The 15,939-nt window shown below is 45.6% G+C and carries 10 protein-coding genes; 7 read left to right on the forward strand and 3 right to left on the reverse strand.

Annotated elements, in window-relative coordinates:
• Positions 1-210: 210 nt before the first annotated feature.
• Positions 211-1,737 (forward strand): ferredoxin:protochlorophyllide reductase (ATP-dependent) subunit B, encoded by a 1,527-nt coding sequence (bchB, locus tag J7529_RS02145; protein WP_271943157.1) that lies wholly within the window; start codon positions 211-213, stop codon positions 1,735-1,737.
• Positions 1,738-1,816: 79 nt separating this feature from the next.
• Here bchB and miaB read toward each other — a convergent pair whose 3' ends face one another.
• Positions 1,817-3,184 (reverse strand): tRNA (N6-isopentenyl adenosine(37)-C2)-methylthiotransferase MiaB, encoded by a 1,368-nt coding sequence (gene miaB, locus J7529_RS02150; RefSeq protein WP_318727631.1) that lies wholly within the window; start codon positions 3,182-3,184, stop codon positions 1,817-1,819.
• A gap of 138 nt (positions 3,185-3,322) precedes the next feature.
• Here miaB and J7529_RS02155 point away from each other — a divergent pair, with 138 nt between their 5' ends.
• Both J7529_RS02155 and pgsA read left to right on the forward strand, forming a co-directional pair.
• Entirely contained in the window at positions 3,323-4,534 is a 1,212-nt protein-coding gene (locus J7529_RS02155) for an RNA-guided endonuclease TnpB family protein (protein ID WP_318727632.1), read from the forward strand.
• A gap of 66 nt (positions 4,535-4,600) precedes the next feature.
• Complete coding sequence (gene pgsA, locus J7529_RS02160) at positions 4,601-5,113, forward strand: CDP-diacylglycerol--glycerol-3-phosphate 3-phosphatidyltransferase (protein WP_318727633.1); 513 nt, start codon at positions 4,601-4,603, stop codon at positions 5,111-5,113.
• Here the strand turns inward: pgsA and J7529_RS02165 are convergent.
• Complete coding sequence (locus J7529_RS02165) at positions 5,095-5,250, reverse strand: hypothetical protein (RefSeq protein WP_318727634.1); 156 nt, start codon at positions 5,248-5,250, stop codon at positions 5,095-5,097. The two genes, pgsA and J7529_RS02165, sit on opposite strands and share 19 nt — an antisense overlap.
• 96 nt (positions 5,251-5,346) lie before the next feature.
• Positions 5,347-5,760: a DUF4279 domain-containing protein gene (locus J7529_RS02170; protein WP_318727635.1), complete on the reverse strand. Its 414-nt coding sequence runs from the start codon at positions 5,758-5,760 to the stop codon at positions 5,347-5,349.
• Between the two features lie 130 nt (positions 5,761-5,890).
• Between J7529_RS02170 and purL the strand changes: the two genes are divergently transcribed.
• The 4 genes from purL to J7529_RS02190 all read left to right on the forward strand — a co-directional run bounded on the left by purL (position 5,891) and on the right by J7529_RS02190 (position 15,821).
• Positions 5,891-8,206 (forward strand): phosphoribosylformylglycinamidine synthase subunit PurL, encoded by a 2,316-nt coding sequence (gene purL / locus J7529_RS02175; protein WP_318727636.1) that lies wholly within the window; start codon positions 5,891-5,893, stop codon positions 8,204-8,206.
• A gap of 338 nt (positions 8,207-8,544) precedes the next feature.
• Positions 8,545-9,996 (forward strand): amidophosphoribosyltransferase, encoded by a 1,452-nt coding sequence (gene purF, locus J7529_RS02180; protein ID WP_318727637.1) that lies wholly within the window; start codon positions 8,545-8,547, stop codon positions 9,994-9,996.
• A gap of 182 nt (positions 9,997-10,178) precedes the next feature.
• Positions 10,179-13,973 (forward strand): ATP-binding protein, encoded by a 3,795-nt coding sequence (locus tag J7529_RS02185; protein ID WP_318727638.1) that lies wholly within the window; start codon positions 10,179-10,181, stop codon positions 13,971-13,973.
• Positions 13,974-14,036: 63 nt separating this feature from the next.
• Positions 14,037-15,821 (forward strand): glycosyltransferase family 39 protein, encoded by a 1,785-nt coding sequence (locus J7529_RS02190; RefSeq protein ID WP_318727639.1) that lies wholly within the window; start codon positions 14,037-14,039, stop codon positions 15,819-15,821.
• Positions 15,822-15,939: the final 118 nt, after the last annotated feature.

Consider the following 15,939-nt stretch of genomic DNA (forward strand, 5'->3'; position numbering starts at 1 on the left):
TTCGAGATACAATGGTACGAACTTTATTGAGAAGGGGACAAGATAAAGTTTTGTGAAGAAATAGCGACAATTACTTATTGAAGTTCTCTGATTTAATGAAGATTCAAGAATTACGATTGTTCTTGAAGAATTATTGCATTAGCGTTAAACCTAACCGCTTCAGTTTTACGCTTAATCTTAGTCGAAATCCTACCCCAACGGAGATAACCTATGAAGCTTGCTTACTGGATGTATGCTGGCCCGGCTCATATTGGCACCCTTCGTATTGCCAGTTCGTTTAAGAATGTCCATGCCATTATGCACGCTCCCCTTGGCGATGACTATTTTAACGTGATGCGATCAATGTTAGAGCGAGAGCGGGACTATACTCCAGTCACAGCTAGTGTAGTCGATCGCCATGTGTTGGCCAGAGGCTCTCAGGAAAAAGTGGTTAATAATATTGTTCGTAAGGATAAGGAAGAGCGCCCAGACTTGATTGTTCTGACTCCGACTTGCACCTCTAGCATTCTGCAAGAAGATTTAGAGAACTTTGTAGAGCGCGCCACGCTAGATGCACAAGCGGATGTGATGCTGGCGGATGTGAACCATTATCGGGTAAATGAGTTGCAAGCGAGCGATCGCACTCTCCAGCAGGTTGTCCAATTTTACCTCAACAAAGCCAAAAAACAGGGAACGCTGCCGGAAGGCAAAACGGAGAAGCCTTCAGTGAATATCCTGGGGCTAACGACTCTTGGGTTCCATAACCAACATGATTGTACGGAGTTAAAGCGCTTGATGGCCGACTTGGGAATTGAAGTTAATGAAGTAATTCCTGAAGGTGCATCGGTTCATAACCTCAAGAATCTAACTCGCGCTTGGTTTAATTTAGCCCCCTATCGGGAAGTGGGGTTAATGACGGCTGAGTATCTGCAATCTGAGTTTGGAATGCCTTATGTGGATATTACGCCCATGGGAGTCGTGGAAACGGCTCGCTGTATCCGTAAAATCCAGCAAATTCTGAACGAGCAAGGGGCTGATGTGGACTATGAAGAGTTTATTGAACATCAGACCCTGTATGTTTCCCAAGCGGCTTGGTTTTCTCGCTCCATCGACTGTCAGAATTTAACCGGTAAAAAAGTGGTCGTCTTTGGCGATAATACCCATGCTGCGGCGATGACCAAAATTTTAGCACGGGAAATGGGCGTGCATGTGGTTTGGGCGGGAACCTATTGCAAATATGACCAAGATTGGTTCCGGGAACAGGTGAGTGAATATTGTGATGAAGTGATTATCAGCGAGGATAATGGGGAGATTGGGGATGCGATCGCGCGGGTGGAACCTGCGGCTATTTTTGGCACACAGATGGAGCGGCATGTGGGTAAACGCTTAAATATTCCCTGTGGCGTTATTGCGGCTCCGATTCATATTCAAAATTTCCCCATTGGCTATAAACCGTTTATGGGCTATGAAGGAACGAATCAAATTGCCGATTTGGTCTACAATTCCTTTACGCTGGGGATGGAAGACCACTTGCTGGAAATCTTTGGCGGTCATGATACGAAAGAAGTGATTCACAAGGGGATTTCTGCCGATTCCGATCTCAACTGGACAAAAGAGGCAAAAGCTGAACTGAACAAGGTTCCGGGCTTTGTGCGCGGTAAGGTGAAACGGAATACGGAGAAATTTGCCCGCGATCGCGGTTTAGATCAAATTACGATTGAAGTGATGTACGCTGCCAAAGAAGCAGTGGGCGCATAATAAAAGATTAGGGGGAAAATGGATTATTCCCCTCCTAAGATTATCCCTCGATAGTCCCTTGCCTATCAAGGATGGATTATTAAACAGAAATGGTATGACCAGTGCCCACCGGTATCATCTGCTCTCCAGTTAAACTAAAGGCGCGAGTTTCTGTAATTTTCACCTGTACCAATTGACCTTTGAGTTGGTCAATATCTCCGGGAAAGAACGTTAAACGGTTGCCATCGGTGCGTCCCATGACTTGGGTTTGATCCTTGGGATTTTGGTCTTCAACTAGGACGGTTTCCATGCGGCCGAGATAGCGCTGCGATCGCTCCTGTGCTTTAATGGCAACTAGATGATTCAGTCGTTGTAGGCGATCGCTCTTCACTTCTTCGCTTAACTGATCTTCCCATACTGCTGCCTCCGTACCCGGTCTGGGAGAATAGGCTGCTGTATTTAATTGGTCGAAAGCAATATCATCAACCAACTCTAGGGTATGCTCAAATTGCTCCTCTGTTTCTCCTGGAAATCCCACAATGGCATCCGCACTAATCGACGCATCCGGCATATAGTCGCGAATCTTATTAATAATACGCCGATAGCGCTGATGGGTATACCCGCGCCGCATTGCCTTGAGAACATCATTATCCCCAGACTGAAAGGGAATGTGAAAATGCTTACAGACCTTCGGCAATTCTGCACAAGCACGAATTAACCGCTCCGTAAAATAGCGGGGGTGACTGGTAGCAAACCGAAGACGCTCAATCCCTTCCACATCATGGACAAAATAGAGCAAATCTGTAAATGTATTCTCCCGTCGGCCTTCGAGGGTGATTCCGGGCAAATCGCGACCATAAGCGTCAATATTCTGACCCAATAGAGTCACTTCCTGATATCCCTGTTGGCCCAACTGTTCCATTTCTTCCCGAATAGCCTGGGGAGTCCGAGATTGTTCCACTCCTCTCACTCCCGGAACCACGCAATAGGAACAGCGTTCATTACAGCCATAAATCACATTCACCCAAGCCGTAATCTTACTATCACGCCGGGGTTTAGTGATATCTTCCATAATGTGAACCGGTTCCGTCGCCACCACTTGGTTCCCTTCTAGGACTTGCTCCAACAAATCCCCCAAGCGGTTCGCATGTTGGGGCCCCATGACCAAATCGAGTTCCGGAACCCGACGCAAGAGTGCTTCCCCTTCCTGCTGGGCCACACATCCAGCCACAATCAAGGTTAAATTTGGGTTTTCCTGTTTGCGTTTGGCTTGTCTTCCTAGATACGAATAGACTTTTTGCTCGGCGTTATCACGAATGGTACAGGTATTGTAGAGAATTAAATCTGCTTGATAAGGGTCTTCCACGGATTCAAAGCCGATATCGTCTAGAATGCCAGCCATCCGCTCCGAGTCGGCTTTGTTCATTTGGCATCCAAAGGTAGTAATGTGATAACGACGGTGGGTCATAAGGTTTTAGCGTTGATAGTCAAGTACCATTTTTAATTTTACCAAAAAATTGGGTTTAAAGCCTCGCCCTTTAGCGGAGCGGAGGGCGACTTTTTGAATATTGAGAGAAAAACCAAAAAGTTGTGATAAAATCATCTCATGAAAGCTCGTTATAAATATCGAATCTACCCAAATCAGCCACAAAAAACAGCCTTTTCTCAACTATTTGGCTGTGTCAGAGTCGTGTGGAATGATGCACTGGCTTTCTGTATAGAACAACATAAAAAAGGAGAGAAGAAGCCCAAGAACGGAGAACTTCAGAAACAGTTCATCACTCAGGCTAAGAAGACCGAAGAAAAAGAATGGCTAGGAGAAGTATCTGCAATTCCCCTGCAACAGTCTCTTAATGATTTGAATCAAGCCTACAGCAACTTTTTCAAGTCCTGCCAAGGAGAACGTAAAGGTCAAAAAATCAGACCTCCACGATTCAAAAAGCGAAAATCGAAGCAGTCAGCACGGTTCACTCGTGGGGGATTTAAGGTTCACCAACATAATGTTTATCTCGCGAAAATCGGCAAGGTAAAAATTGTTTGGAGTCAAGAATTACCCTCAGAGCCTTCATCAGTGACAATGGTTAAAGATAGTCCTGACAGGTATTTCCTCAGTTTCGTGGTGGAGATCGTACCCGACCCCCTACCCAAGACCGAGAAGAGTTGCGGCATTGACTTGGGTATCACCGATTTTGCAACTTTCGATAATGGCGAAAAGGTCAAAGCACCGAAGCCGTTAAAGAAGAATTTAAAGCGTCTGAGAAAGCTGCAACGCCAACTTTCAAGGAAGCAAAAAGGCAGCAAACGGCGTGAAGCCGCTCGCAGGAAGGTTGCCAAACTGCACGCCAAAATAAAAGACGTTCGTACAGACTTCTTGCACAAACTATCAACCAGAATAATACGAGAAAACCAATCCGTTGCACTGGAAGATTTGAACGTTTCTGGTATGGTCAAAAATCGCAAACTATCCCGCGCTATCAGTGACTTGGGATGGCGAGAATTCAGAACCATGCTGGATAATAAAGCCGATAAATACGGTCGCGAATTTCGCGTTATCGACCGATGGGAACCTACAAGTCAAACCTGTTCGTGTTGTGGTGAGAAGGGAGGTAAGAAAGAGCTTTCTATCCGCGAATGGACTTGTCTTTGGTGTGGCGAAACCCACGATCGGGACGTGAATGCGGCGAAAAATATCAAAGTCGCGGGGGGACACCCCGAGACTGTAAACGGACGTGGAGGAAAGGGTAAGACTGTCTCTAAGACAGCACTATCGCGTGAAGCGTCAACCGCTCCTAGATATGAGCAGTTATCGCTATTCTAGGGAATCTCCCCCCTTTAGCGGAGCGGAGGGGGGAGAGGATGTCAAAGTTTTAAATTTTTAATTGATATGACTCTTCCGAATTGGATTACGTTTTCTCGCTTGCTGGGGGTTCCGTTTCTGCTCTATGGGTTGCTCGAACCGACGGTAGAGTATCGCTGGTTTTGTTTGGCGGTGTTTTTGGTAGCTGCGGGAACGGACTGGTTAGATGGCTATTTGGCCAGGCGCTTAAATCAAGTCAGCGAGATGGGTAAGTTTTTAGACCCTTTGGTGGATAAGCTGTTGGTGTTAGCGCCGTTGTTATCTTTGGTGGAGTTGGGGGAAGTCCCAGCTTGGGGAGTATTTCTAGTTTTAGCGCGGGAATTGGCGATCGCCGGATGGCGAGTCAATCAAACCACTGTTTCTGGTGCGAATATCTGGGGCAAGCTGAAAACGGTAGTGCAAATTGCTGCTATTGCTTTCTTAATTGCCCCAACTCCAGTTTCTTGGACTCTGCCCATCTTAATCCTCTTTTGGAGTGCTGTTGCCTTAACCTGGATTTCAGGATTGATTTATATTTGGCCTCAACCTTCAAATGAGTGAAAAAGATCGGTCACCTGTGAAAAAACTTGTTCGGCGAATTGGCGATCGCTCTCTTGGGTTTCTTGTTTTGCCCTAAAAGTGTCTCGAACGGCGATCGTTTGGTAACTTGAAGTGCTTCTGTTATTTAAAAATACCAATAAGTTATCACTGTTGATTGCAGGTCCGATCTTATATCAATAGTTTTACTGGATAAAATATGAGGTATTATCTAAAAAAAATAACGCTTCTGCCAACTAGGTATCTTCTCTTCGATCTGAGTAAAGGTAATAAAAATCAAAACTTACTTCTAGTGAATACTTTGCCAGTTTTTCAATCATATCTCTTTCAAAATAAAGATCAGGATAGCTGACTCTAAAGTAACCCACTAGCTCCATACAAGCCTCGAATTCTTGAGAGATATTTTGAAAGGCTTCAGAATTCTGCTCTAATTGTATCAATACATCACTAACATGAGTCTCTAATTCTTCTTTACGATCTAACCTAGAATAGAGTGACCAACGACTGAACTTACGCTCAAGATGAGTTTTAGGGTTAATATCTCCCTTAGACCAGCAACGCGTTGGTGCAATGCCTACACGCCTGGTTATTTCATCTGGGTTAAACGATCCTGTAATCGTGAAGTACGCATAATGCTCATTCTCATCCATAATCAAGTTTTGATAACAATTATTGTTCATCCTTAATTATATTGATTCAAACGAACCTTCACAAACTCTAGTGATAGGATTTCTCACTTTTGCCCTAAAATCAGAGACGCACTCTCTGCTGCGAACGATCATGGCTGCACCTTCTGACTGTCCGTTTTCCCCCCAAGATATTGCCTCTGAGGGGCTGAAACCCTCGGAATATGAGGAAATTGTCCAACGCCTCGGTAGACACCCCAACAAGGCGGAATTGGGGATGTTTGGGGTGATGTGGTCGGAGCATTGTTGCTACAAAAACTCCCGGCCGCTGCTGAGTCAGTTTCCGACAAAAGGCGATCGCATCCTCGTCGGTCCTGGAGAAAACGCTGGAGTCGTCGATCTCGGTGATGGACTGCGATTAGCGTTTAAAATTGAGTCCCATAATCATCCCTCGGCGATCGAACCCTTTCAAGGGGCAGCCACTGGAGTTGGGGGTATCCTCCGCGACATCTTTACCATGGGCGCTCGCCCCATTGCTGTCCTCAACTCCCTGCGGTTTGGTTCCCTAGAAGATACCCGAAATCGCCGTATTTTTACGGGTGTTGTCGATGGTATTGCCCATTATGGGAACAGCGTAGGCGTACCGACTGTGGGTGGTGAAGTCTATTTTGACCCTGCTTATACCGGGAATCCCTTGGTGAATGTCATGGCACTGGGCTTGATGGAAACCCCAGAAATTGTTAAATCAGGAGCTTCTGGTACGGGGAACCCAGTTCTCTACGTGGGTTCCACCACGGGGCGCGATGGCATGGGAGGGGCAAGTTTTGCCAGTGCTGAACTCAGTGAAAGCTCCATGGACGATCGCCCCGCAGTACAAGTGGGCGATCCATTCCTAGAAAAATCCCTAATTGAAGCCTGTCTGGAAGCCTTCAAAACCGGTGCAGTGGTTGCCGCTCAGGATATGGGAGCCGCCGGAATTACCTGTTCCACCTCAGAAATGGCGGCGAAAGGCGGTGTTGGAATTGAGCTGGATCTGGACAAAATTCCGGTGCGCGAAACCGGCATGGTTCCCTACGAGTATTTACTGTCGGAATCCCAGGAGCGGATGTTATTTGTGGCATACAAGGGGCGGGAGCAGGAGTTGATCGACATTTTCCACCGTTGGGGACTGCAAGCTGTGGTTGCGGGAGAAGTGATTGATGAACCGATTGTGCGGATTCTGTTTGAAGGGCAAACGGCGGCGGAAATTACGGCTACGGCTTTGTCGGATAATACGCCCATTTACCACCATGAATTGATGAGCGAGCCGCCGGAATATGCCCAGACTGCCTGGCAATGGACGGAGGCTCAACTGCCGGAGTGTGGGGCGGAAGGGATTGAAATCGGGGGCGAGTTCAAGTCCTGGAAAGATTGCCTGCTGGAGCTTTTGGATACACCGACGATCGCCTCTAAGCAATGGGTCTATCGCCAATATGACCATCAGGTACAGAATAACACGGTGGTTTTTCCGGGAGGTGCAGATGCCTCGATTGTTCGGCTGCGTCCCGTGAATGACAGCGCTGAACCTCAACCGTTGCCCCCTGTGCAGTCTGGTGTTGCTGCTACCGTCGATTGTAACTCGCGCTACGTCTATCTCAACCCCTACGAAGGAGCAAAAGCGACTGTTGCAGAAGCGGCACGAAATCTAAGCTGTGTGGGGGCAGAACCCATTGCCGTCACCGATAATCTGAATTTTGGCTCTCCCGAAAAACCCATCGGTTATTGGCAACTGGCTGAAGCCTGTCGAGGACTCTCGGAAGCCTGTGGGGAATTCTCGACTCCAGTAACTGGGGGGAATGTGTCCCTGTATAACGAGACTCTCGATAGCGACGGAAATCCACAACCGATTTATCCCACACCTGTAGTGGGAATGGTGGGGTTAGTGCCTGATTTATCGAGCATTTGCGGTCAAGGATGGCAACAAGACGGCGATCGCATCTACTTATTAGGTTCAGGTGTCAATCCGACCTTGGGCGGCTCCGAATATCTCGCTAGTTTGCACCACACTGTCGCTGGACAACCGCCAACCGTGGATTTTGACTTGGAACGCCGAGTCCAAGCTGCCTGTCGCCATGGCATTCGTCAGGGATGGGTAAACTCAGCCCATGATTGCGCCGAAGGGGGGTTAGCGGTTGCCCTGGCAGAATCGTGTATTGCGGGAGGCTTAGGAGCGCAGATTGAGTTTCACTCAGGTGAGCAACGCCTGGATCTGAGTTGGTTTGGGGAAGGATTAGCTCGAATTGTGGTATCCGTTGCGCCAGAGTATATGGAGACTTGGGAAGCCTATCTTCAAGAACAACTGCCCCATCAATGGCAGAGTCTGGGAACAGTGCAAGCAGAGAGCCTAGAGATTAAGAGCATTTTAACGGCTACGGTCTCCGAAATGGGAGATCGCCACCAACAAGCTATCCCCCGTCGTCTGCACGTTTGAGGGAATGGGAAATAGGGAGTCTGTGTACCCCCTCATCGTCCAATCTCTTCCATCAGGAAATCAGATTAAATGCTTTATGGCAATTTGTTAAGAAAACCTTAAAATAAAATTAGCTAGGCCAGGGTTAAATCCTGATGTAGGGGCGAAAAATTTTTCGCCCCTACATATTGTGTCAAACCAAGCACTTATTCCCTGTTGCCTATTGCCCATTGCCTATTGCCCATTGCCTATTGCCCATTGCCTTTCCCCATTCCCTCTTGCCTTTTCAATCTAAGCTACCCTAAATTCAGACAAACAAAACTAACAACGTGATACCGCATACTACCCCCATCGAACCTATGGAGCTTGATGTTTTGAATCCCAATCATGCTGATAAACCCCAGGAAGCTTGTGGTGTGTTTGGCGTATACGCCCCCTCAGAAGAGGTGGCCAAACTCACCTATTTTGGTCTTTATGCCCTCCAACATCGGGGACAAGAATCCGCAGGCATTGCTACCTTTAGCAATAGACAAGTGAATCACCATAAAGATATGGGTTTAGTCTCCCAAGTCTTTAATGAATCAATCCTCAATCGTTTAGTGGGGGAAAGCGCGGTAGGTCATGTCCGCTATTCCACAACTGGCTCCTCACGGGCGGCTAATGCCCAACCGGCGATCGTCGAGACTCGGCTAGGGTCTCTAGCTCTAGCACACAATGGAAATATTGTCAATGTTGTGGAACTGCGGGAAAAACTGACCCAAAACGATCATACGTTTTTGACCACAACAGACTCAGAAATGATTGCCTTGGCCATGGCCACAGAAGTAGATCGAGGTAAAGATTGGTTAGATGGGGCGATCTCGGCGTTTAACTATTGCCAAGGGGCTTATAGTTTAGTCATTGGCACGCCAGACGGCATTATGGGAGTCCGCGACCCCCATGGTATCCGGCCCCTGGTGATTGGCACATTGGGACAAAATCCCTGTCGGTATGTATTGGCCTCAGAAACTTGTGCCCTAGATATTATTGGCGCGGAATATTTGCGGGATGTCGAACCTGGTGAACTGGTTTGGATCACCGAAGAAGGGTTAGCCTCCTTCCATTGGGCCCAAAAACCCCAACCCAAACTCTGTATCTTCGAGATGATTTACTTCTCTCGTCCCGATAGTGTAGTCGAGGAAGAGACCATCTATACCTATCGCAAACGGTTGGGTCATTATTTAGCCAAAGAGTCCTTTACAGATGCCGATTTAGTAATTGGTGTACCCGATTCAGGAATTCCAGCGGCGATCGGATTTTCGGAAGTTTCCGGTATTCCCTTTGCCGAAGGGTTAATTAAAAACCGGTATGTGGGTCGCACATTTATTCAACCCACCCAAGCGATGCGCGAATCTGGGATTCGCATGAAACTTAACCCCCTCAAAGATGTCCTCTCTGGAAAACGGATTATTTTAGTCGATGACTCTATTGTGCGGGGAACCACCAGTAAGAAACTGGTCAAAGCTATCCGCGATGCAGGAGCGACAGAAGTTCATATGCGAATTTCCTCCCCTCCCGTCACTCATCCCTGTTTCTATGGCATTGACACCGACAATCAAGATCAACTCATTGCCGCAACTAAATCTGTAGATGACATTTGCCAACAAATTGGTGTAGATTCTTTAGCTTACCTGAGTTGGGAAGCCATGCATCACGCCACAGGAGATCATCAAAGTAACTTCTGTTCTGCTTGTTTCACTGGCAATTATCCCATCGCCATCCCTGAACCTCTGAAACGCTCCAAACTCATGCTCGAAACCAGTCCTTCCTAATGGGCTAGGGTGCGTTATTTTCACAAATAATGCACCCTAATTTTACGGGGAAATTCACGGATATCATCCCCCATAATTCATGAAAACGATTTTACAAAGTTTTACACTGCAACTCTTGCTAAACCTAAAAAATTGAATAAGATAGAAGGCACATCAAAGTGTTAATCGATTCATTAACCACCATGAAGGCTTTACCGAAATTTGTGAGTAAAAACCTAGCCCAAATTCCACTACAGACGGTTTTAGTGCTTCCTTTTGTGATTCAACTTTGTACTACTGTTGGTCTAATAGGTTATCTTTCCTATCGCAATGGTCAGAAAGCAGTCAACAATCTTGCCACACAGTTACAAAGTGAAATTACAAATCGAATTGAACAGCATTTAGAGCATTATAGAGAGACTCCTATTCTAATCAATACAATAAATGAAGATGCAATAAAACTGGGAAAATTGAGCTTAGATGACGTAGAATCGATGGCTCGTTTTTTTTGGCAAGAACATAAATGGGTAAGCACAGCCAGTAATATTTGCATGGGAATAGAATTGGGAGGACGCTATGCTGGAGCCATTTTAGATAAAGATGGTTTAGTTAAAATAGATATCTTAGATCCAGCGATCGATCCTCATGTTAAACGCTATATTCTCAATCCCGATACCAATCAACTTGAACTAGAAGGTCTCAACAACCTAGGTTACGACCCTCGAGCCAGACCTTGGTACCAAGATGCCGTAGCCGCAGGACAATCCATTTGGAGTCAAATTTACATTACCAAACATGATGCAGAGTTGGTCATTGCCAATAGTGTTCCCATCTACGATCAGCAGAACCAATTGTTAGGAGTTTTATCGGTTAACACGGTCCTCAGACAAGTCAACGATTTCCTCCAAGAATTAGAAGTGGGTAAAACGGGAGAAACATTCATCATTGAAGCTGATGGTATGTTAGTGTCCAGCTCTACAACCGAAAAACCCTTTAAGTTAGTTGATGGAGAGCAAACTAGAATTTCGGGAACTGAAAGTCAGAATGCATTGGTTCAAGCAACTGCTGCATACTTGGAAGAATATCTGACAACAAATACCATTAATATGTCCCAACAACTGGAATTCCAGTTTGAGAATGAACGGCACTTTGTGAAGGTCAGTCGTCTTCAGGATGAGCAAGGTTTAGATTGGCTGATTGTAGTGACCATCCCAGAAGCAGATTTTATAGAACAAATTAAGAAAAATAACCTCTATACATTGGGACTGAGTATTGCCGCTCTATTGGCGAGCTTACTGACGGGTTTAATTACGGCTCGTTGGGTCACTGAACCCATTTTATCTCTCAAAGAGGCAGCCCAAGCTTTGTCCGAAGGAAAATTTAATGAACCCGTTAATATTGACCGGAAAGATGAATTGGGAGTTTTGGGACGAGCGTTTAATAATATGGCAGCTCAATTGAAAGCATCTTATGCCAATTTAGAAGCTTCTGAAAAGCGGGTTAAACAAATTTTAGAAGCGGTTCCAGTTGGTATTGCACTGCATGAAGTGAGTGGTCAAGTCTCCTATTTTAATCGCAGAGGAAAACAAATCCTAAATCAAGATGAGGACTTGAGTGCAGAGACCACAGAACGTTCTGAAGAAAATCAGATTTATCTAGCCGGAACGGATCTCCCCTGTCCACAGGAAAAACTGCCAGCTATGTTAGCTTTGCAAGGAGAAACTGTTTATATCGACGATCTCGAACTACATCAGAGCGATCAAGTGATTCCCATTGAGGTTTGGGCGACTCCCATTTTTGATGAAGAAGGACAGATAATTTATGCAATTACAGCATTCCAGGATATTAGGGATCGAAAACAAGCAGAATTAGAACGGAAGCGTTTTATTCAAGAGTTAGAGATTAAAAATAAAGAATTACATCGACTTGACCAAATTAAAAATGATTTCTTAGCTAATACGTCTCATGAATTGCGAACTCCTCTCAATGGAATTATTGGAATTGCGGAATCTTTAATGGGGAATCCCAATAATTCCCTGTCCACAACAACCCATGAAAATTTATCTTTAATTGTAGCGAGTGGCAGACGACTGGCGAACTTGATTAATGATATTTTGGATTTTTCAAAGCTCAGGTACAAAGAGATAAAGTTACAAGTTAAGCCAGTGAGTTTGGGTGTAATCACTGAAGTCATACTTGCTATTAGTCAAACCTTAATTATTCACAAAGATATAAAGCTAATTAATGAAATTTCTTGGGATCTTCCTCTGGTAGATGCGGATGAAAATCGATTGCAACAAATCATGCATAATCTGATTGGTAATGCGATCAAGTTTACGGATACAGGTGAAATTAAAGTCTCAGCAGAAGTCGATCAAAATTCCATCGATCGCGCCCAGGTCGTGGTAACGGTTAGTGATACGGGTATCGGTATTCCAGCAGATAAATTAGACCGAATTTTTGAATCTTTTGAGCAAGCAGATAGCTCAACCGATAGACAATATAGCGGTACAGGTTTAGGACTAGCTATTACTAAGAAATTAGTAGAGTTACATGGAGGTGAGATTAGGGTTCAATCAGAAGTGGGGGTAGGCTCTCAATTTAAGTTTACTTTGCCGATTTCTGCACAACAAGAGAGTTCCGAGCGATCTCAGATACAGGCAGTCAGCTCTTTAGCTGTAGTCAATCCAAAGATATCCTTAGCCACCGATCAAGATCAACCGGACTTAGAACTTTCAGCTCGGGGAAATAACTGGACGATTTTAGTGGTGGATGATGAACCGGTAAATTTGCAGGTTCTGGTGAATTATCTTAGCCCGTATAGTTATCGCGTGATTCAAGCAAATAATGGACAACAAGCTCTCGATCTGATCAACTCAGAGAATAAACCTGATTTGATGTTACTGGATGTGATGATGCCTCGGATGACCGGATATGAAGTTTGTGAAAAACTGAGGGAAACCTATGGTTTGGATGAGTTGCCTATTTTGCTGCTAACAGCTAAAAATCAAATCACGGATGTTGTTACCGGTTTGGAAGCTGGGGCAAATGATTATTTAACTAAGCCCATACACCAAAAAGAACTTTTGGCTAGGATTAGAACTCAAATTCAGTTATGCCAACTCGAAACCCTGCGCGTCTTATCTGATGAATATAGAAAAAAAGCAGAAGAATTAGAAGATACACTCCAAGAATTGAGGCAAACACAGGCTCAACTGATTCAAACCGAAAAGATGTCGAGCTTAGGAAAGTTGGTTGCTGGGATTGCTCATGAAATTAACAATCCAGCTAATTTTATTATGGGGAATCTCAATTGCACTCAAGAATATGTGGATGACTTGATGGATTTGATTGGTTTATATCAGGATAACTGTCGGAATTCCAGTCCAGAAATCTTACAGCGATCGGAGGAGATCGATCTGGATTTCATGAAAAAAGATTTCCCAGATGTGATTAAGTCCATGAAGTATGGAATTAATCGAATTGGTAATATTGTCAAGTCTTTGAAGGATTTTTCTCACTTGGATCAGTCAAACCAAAAACAGGTTGATATCCATGAAGGGCTGGATAGCACGTTGGTTATGGTTGAAAATAGATTGAATGGAATTCAGGTGATTAAAAAATACGCTAAATTGCCTTTTGTTGAGTGTTATCCCGGTTTGTTAAACCAAGTCTTCCTAAATTTACTTAATAATGCTCTTGATGCGTTAGAAGGTTATGGTGAAGTTCCCCGAATTACAATTGAAACTCAAGGTTTAGCTCAGGGTAAAATCCGAATTCGGATTGCTGATAATGGGCTGGGGATTGCTCCGGAGAACATGAAGCGAATATTTGATCCATTTTTTACAACTAAAGAGGTCGGATCGGGGACGGGTTTGGGTTTATCCACCAGTTATTCCATTATTGTGGATCAACATGGTGGTCAATTGTCTTGTGAATCAGAATTGGGGAAAGGAACTGTGTTTATGATTGAGATTCCGGAAAAATTGAGTGAATAAAGATGCTTGGGGGGAGTTGTATAATGTCAGATCGCATAACTTACGGACTTGGGAGCAGCCGTTATGGGTGAGTCGTTACCCACGAAGAAAGCAAAACCCCCTCAACTGGCGATCGCCTCAACGATCTGCTTAGTTTGGCTCATGACTATGGGCATCATTGCCACGATTTGGAACTTGGGCGAGATCGGTTTGGTGGATGAAACTGAACCTCTGTTTGCCGAAGCAGCCCGGCAAATGACGGTGACGGGAGATTGGATTACCCCCTATTTTAATGGCGAAACTCGGTTTGATAAGCCGCCCCTGATCTATTGGGCGATCGCCCTCTGTTATCAGGCGATTGGCGTGAACTCTTGGGCAGTGCGCCTACCTTCGGCTCTAGCTGCGATATTCCTGGGTTGGTTTGGATTTTACACCCTGCGCCGCTTTGGAGGCTCCCCAGGACAAACCCAACCCTTTGCGATCGCCGGTTGCATTGGTGGAACGGCGATCGTGATGAATGTGCAAACCATTGCCTGGGCGAGGATGGGAGTCTCGGACATGCTCCTGAGTGCCGGCATTGGTTCTGCCCTCTTGGCCTTCTTCTTTGCCTACGCGACTCCAGAACGGCAAGCTAAACAACGCTGGTATCAAGCCTTTTATGCCTTCTGTGCCCTCGCTGTCCTCACGAAAGGCCCCGTGGGTATAGTCCTGCCCAGCTTAATCATTGTCTGCTTTTTAGCCTACATGGGCAACCTGAAGCTGGTCTTAGGGGAAATGAACCTGAAAGGGGGCGTTCTTCTGTTTTTTGCCCTCACTCTGCCCTGGTATATCCTCGTCACTTGGGCGAATGGTTGGGACTATATCAACTCCTTTTTTGGTTATCACAACATCGAGCGCTTTACCAGCGTCGTTAATAACCACTCCGCACCGTTTTATTTCTACATTCCCACCATTTTCGTCGGCTTTTTCCCCTGGTCCGTTTATCTTCCCGTCGCCCTCTTCAAAACCCGCTTTTGGCAGCGTCGCTCCTGGTTGCGGCAACCCCGCAGCCAGCATTTACGCATCTTTGCCTTCTTCTGGTTTATCTGCATTTTTGGCTTCTTCACCATTGCCGTTACCAAACTGCCCAGCTACGTCCTCCCTCTGATGCCAGCCTGCGGTATTCTCGTTGCTCTGGTTTGGAGCGCACCGGAAGCTGGCAACTCGAAACGCTTCAACCTTGGACTTTTCTGGAGCGGTATTGCCAATATTATCCTCTGTTTAGCCCTAGCAACCCTTGCCCCTTTCGCTGCTCCTGCCTTAGGCAACGACCCCGCCATGCCTAACTTGGGGACAATCTTACAGGAATTGGGTTTTCTCTTACAATTTACATGGCATTATACGATTCTGGCGATCGTCTTATTTATTGTTCTACTGGGCAAATGGTGGCGCGGATTATGGACGGTTAATGCGATCGCTTTTGCAGCCTTTATGATCTTTATCGTTACCCCCATGACCGAGATCATGGATCAACAGCGACAACTGCCTCTGCGCGAACTCGCCCAAACGGTCACCCAAACCCAACAACCGAGCGAACCCCTGGTGATGATCGGTTTTTGGAAACCTAGCCTTACCTTCTATACTGAAAACACCGTCATCTACGGCCATCATTCTCAACAATCTCTTGTTACCCTCGGCAACCTGATCCAAGATCCAGAAACTCCTGAAACTTTGCTCATTTTAGGAGAACTAAAAAACTTCACCAGCATGGAATTTGAACCCCAACAGTATGAAATTTTAGGCCAACAAGGGGTCTATCAACTGGTGCGAATCAGTAAAGGGGAAGTGATTAATACACTCAACAAGAATATCCAAAAAGCCAGCGAATGAATCATTGAGGTGAATTGGAATTGAGATAATTGGTAGGAGTAGACCGACAAGCTTGGAATTGGCGTTAAAGATGGTGCAGTTCTATCTTCTAGCCAAACGATGAGCTTTCTCGGCGGGA

This window comes from Roseofilum sp. Guam (assembly GCF_017746735.1).
Taxonomy (GTDB): domain Bacteria; phylum Cyanobacteriota; class Cyanobacteriia; order Cyanobacteriales; family Desertifilaceae; genus Roseofilum; species Roseofilum reptotaenium.

What these genes read in the sequence shown, in the direction of transcription:
- purF (WP_318727637.1), top strand. Translation starts at nt 8,545, where the DNA reads ATGGAGCTTGATGTTTTGAATCCCAATCATGCTGATAAACCCCAGGAA.
- J7529_RS02185 (WP_318727638.1), top strand. Translation starts at nt 10,179, where the DNA reads ATGAAGGCTTTACCGAAATTTGTGAGTAAAAACCTAGCCCAAATTCCA.
- miaB (WP_318727631.1), bottom strand. Translation starts at nt 3,184, where the DNA reads ATGACCCACCGTCGTTATCACATTACTACCTTTGGATGCCAAATGAAC.
- purL (WP_318727636.1), top strand. Translation starts at nt 5,891, where the DNA reads ATGGCTGCACCTTCTGACTGTCCGTTTTCCCCCCAAGATATTGCCTCT.
- J7529_RS02190 (WP_318727639.1), top strand. Translation starts at nt 14,037, where the DNA reads ATGGGTGAGTCGTTACCCACGAAGAAAGCAAAACCCCCTCAACTGGCG.
- pgsA (WP_318727633.1), top strand. Translation starts at nt 4,601, where the DNA reads ATGACTCTTCCGAATTGGATTACGTTTTCTCGCTTGCTGGGGGTTCCG.
- bchB (WP_271943157.1), top strand. Translation starts at nt 211, where the DNA reads ATGAAGCTTGCTTACTGGATGTATGCTGGCCCGGCTCATATTGGCACC.
- J7529_RS02155 (WP_318727632.1), top strand. Translation starts at nt 3,323, where the DNA reads ATGAAAGCTCGTTATAAATATCGAATCTACCCAAATCAGCCACAAAAA.
- J7529_RS02170 (WP_318727635.1), bottom strand. Translation starts at nt 5,760, where the DNA reads ATGGATGAGAATGAGCATTATGCGTACTTCACGATTACAGGATCGTTT.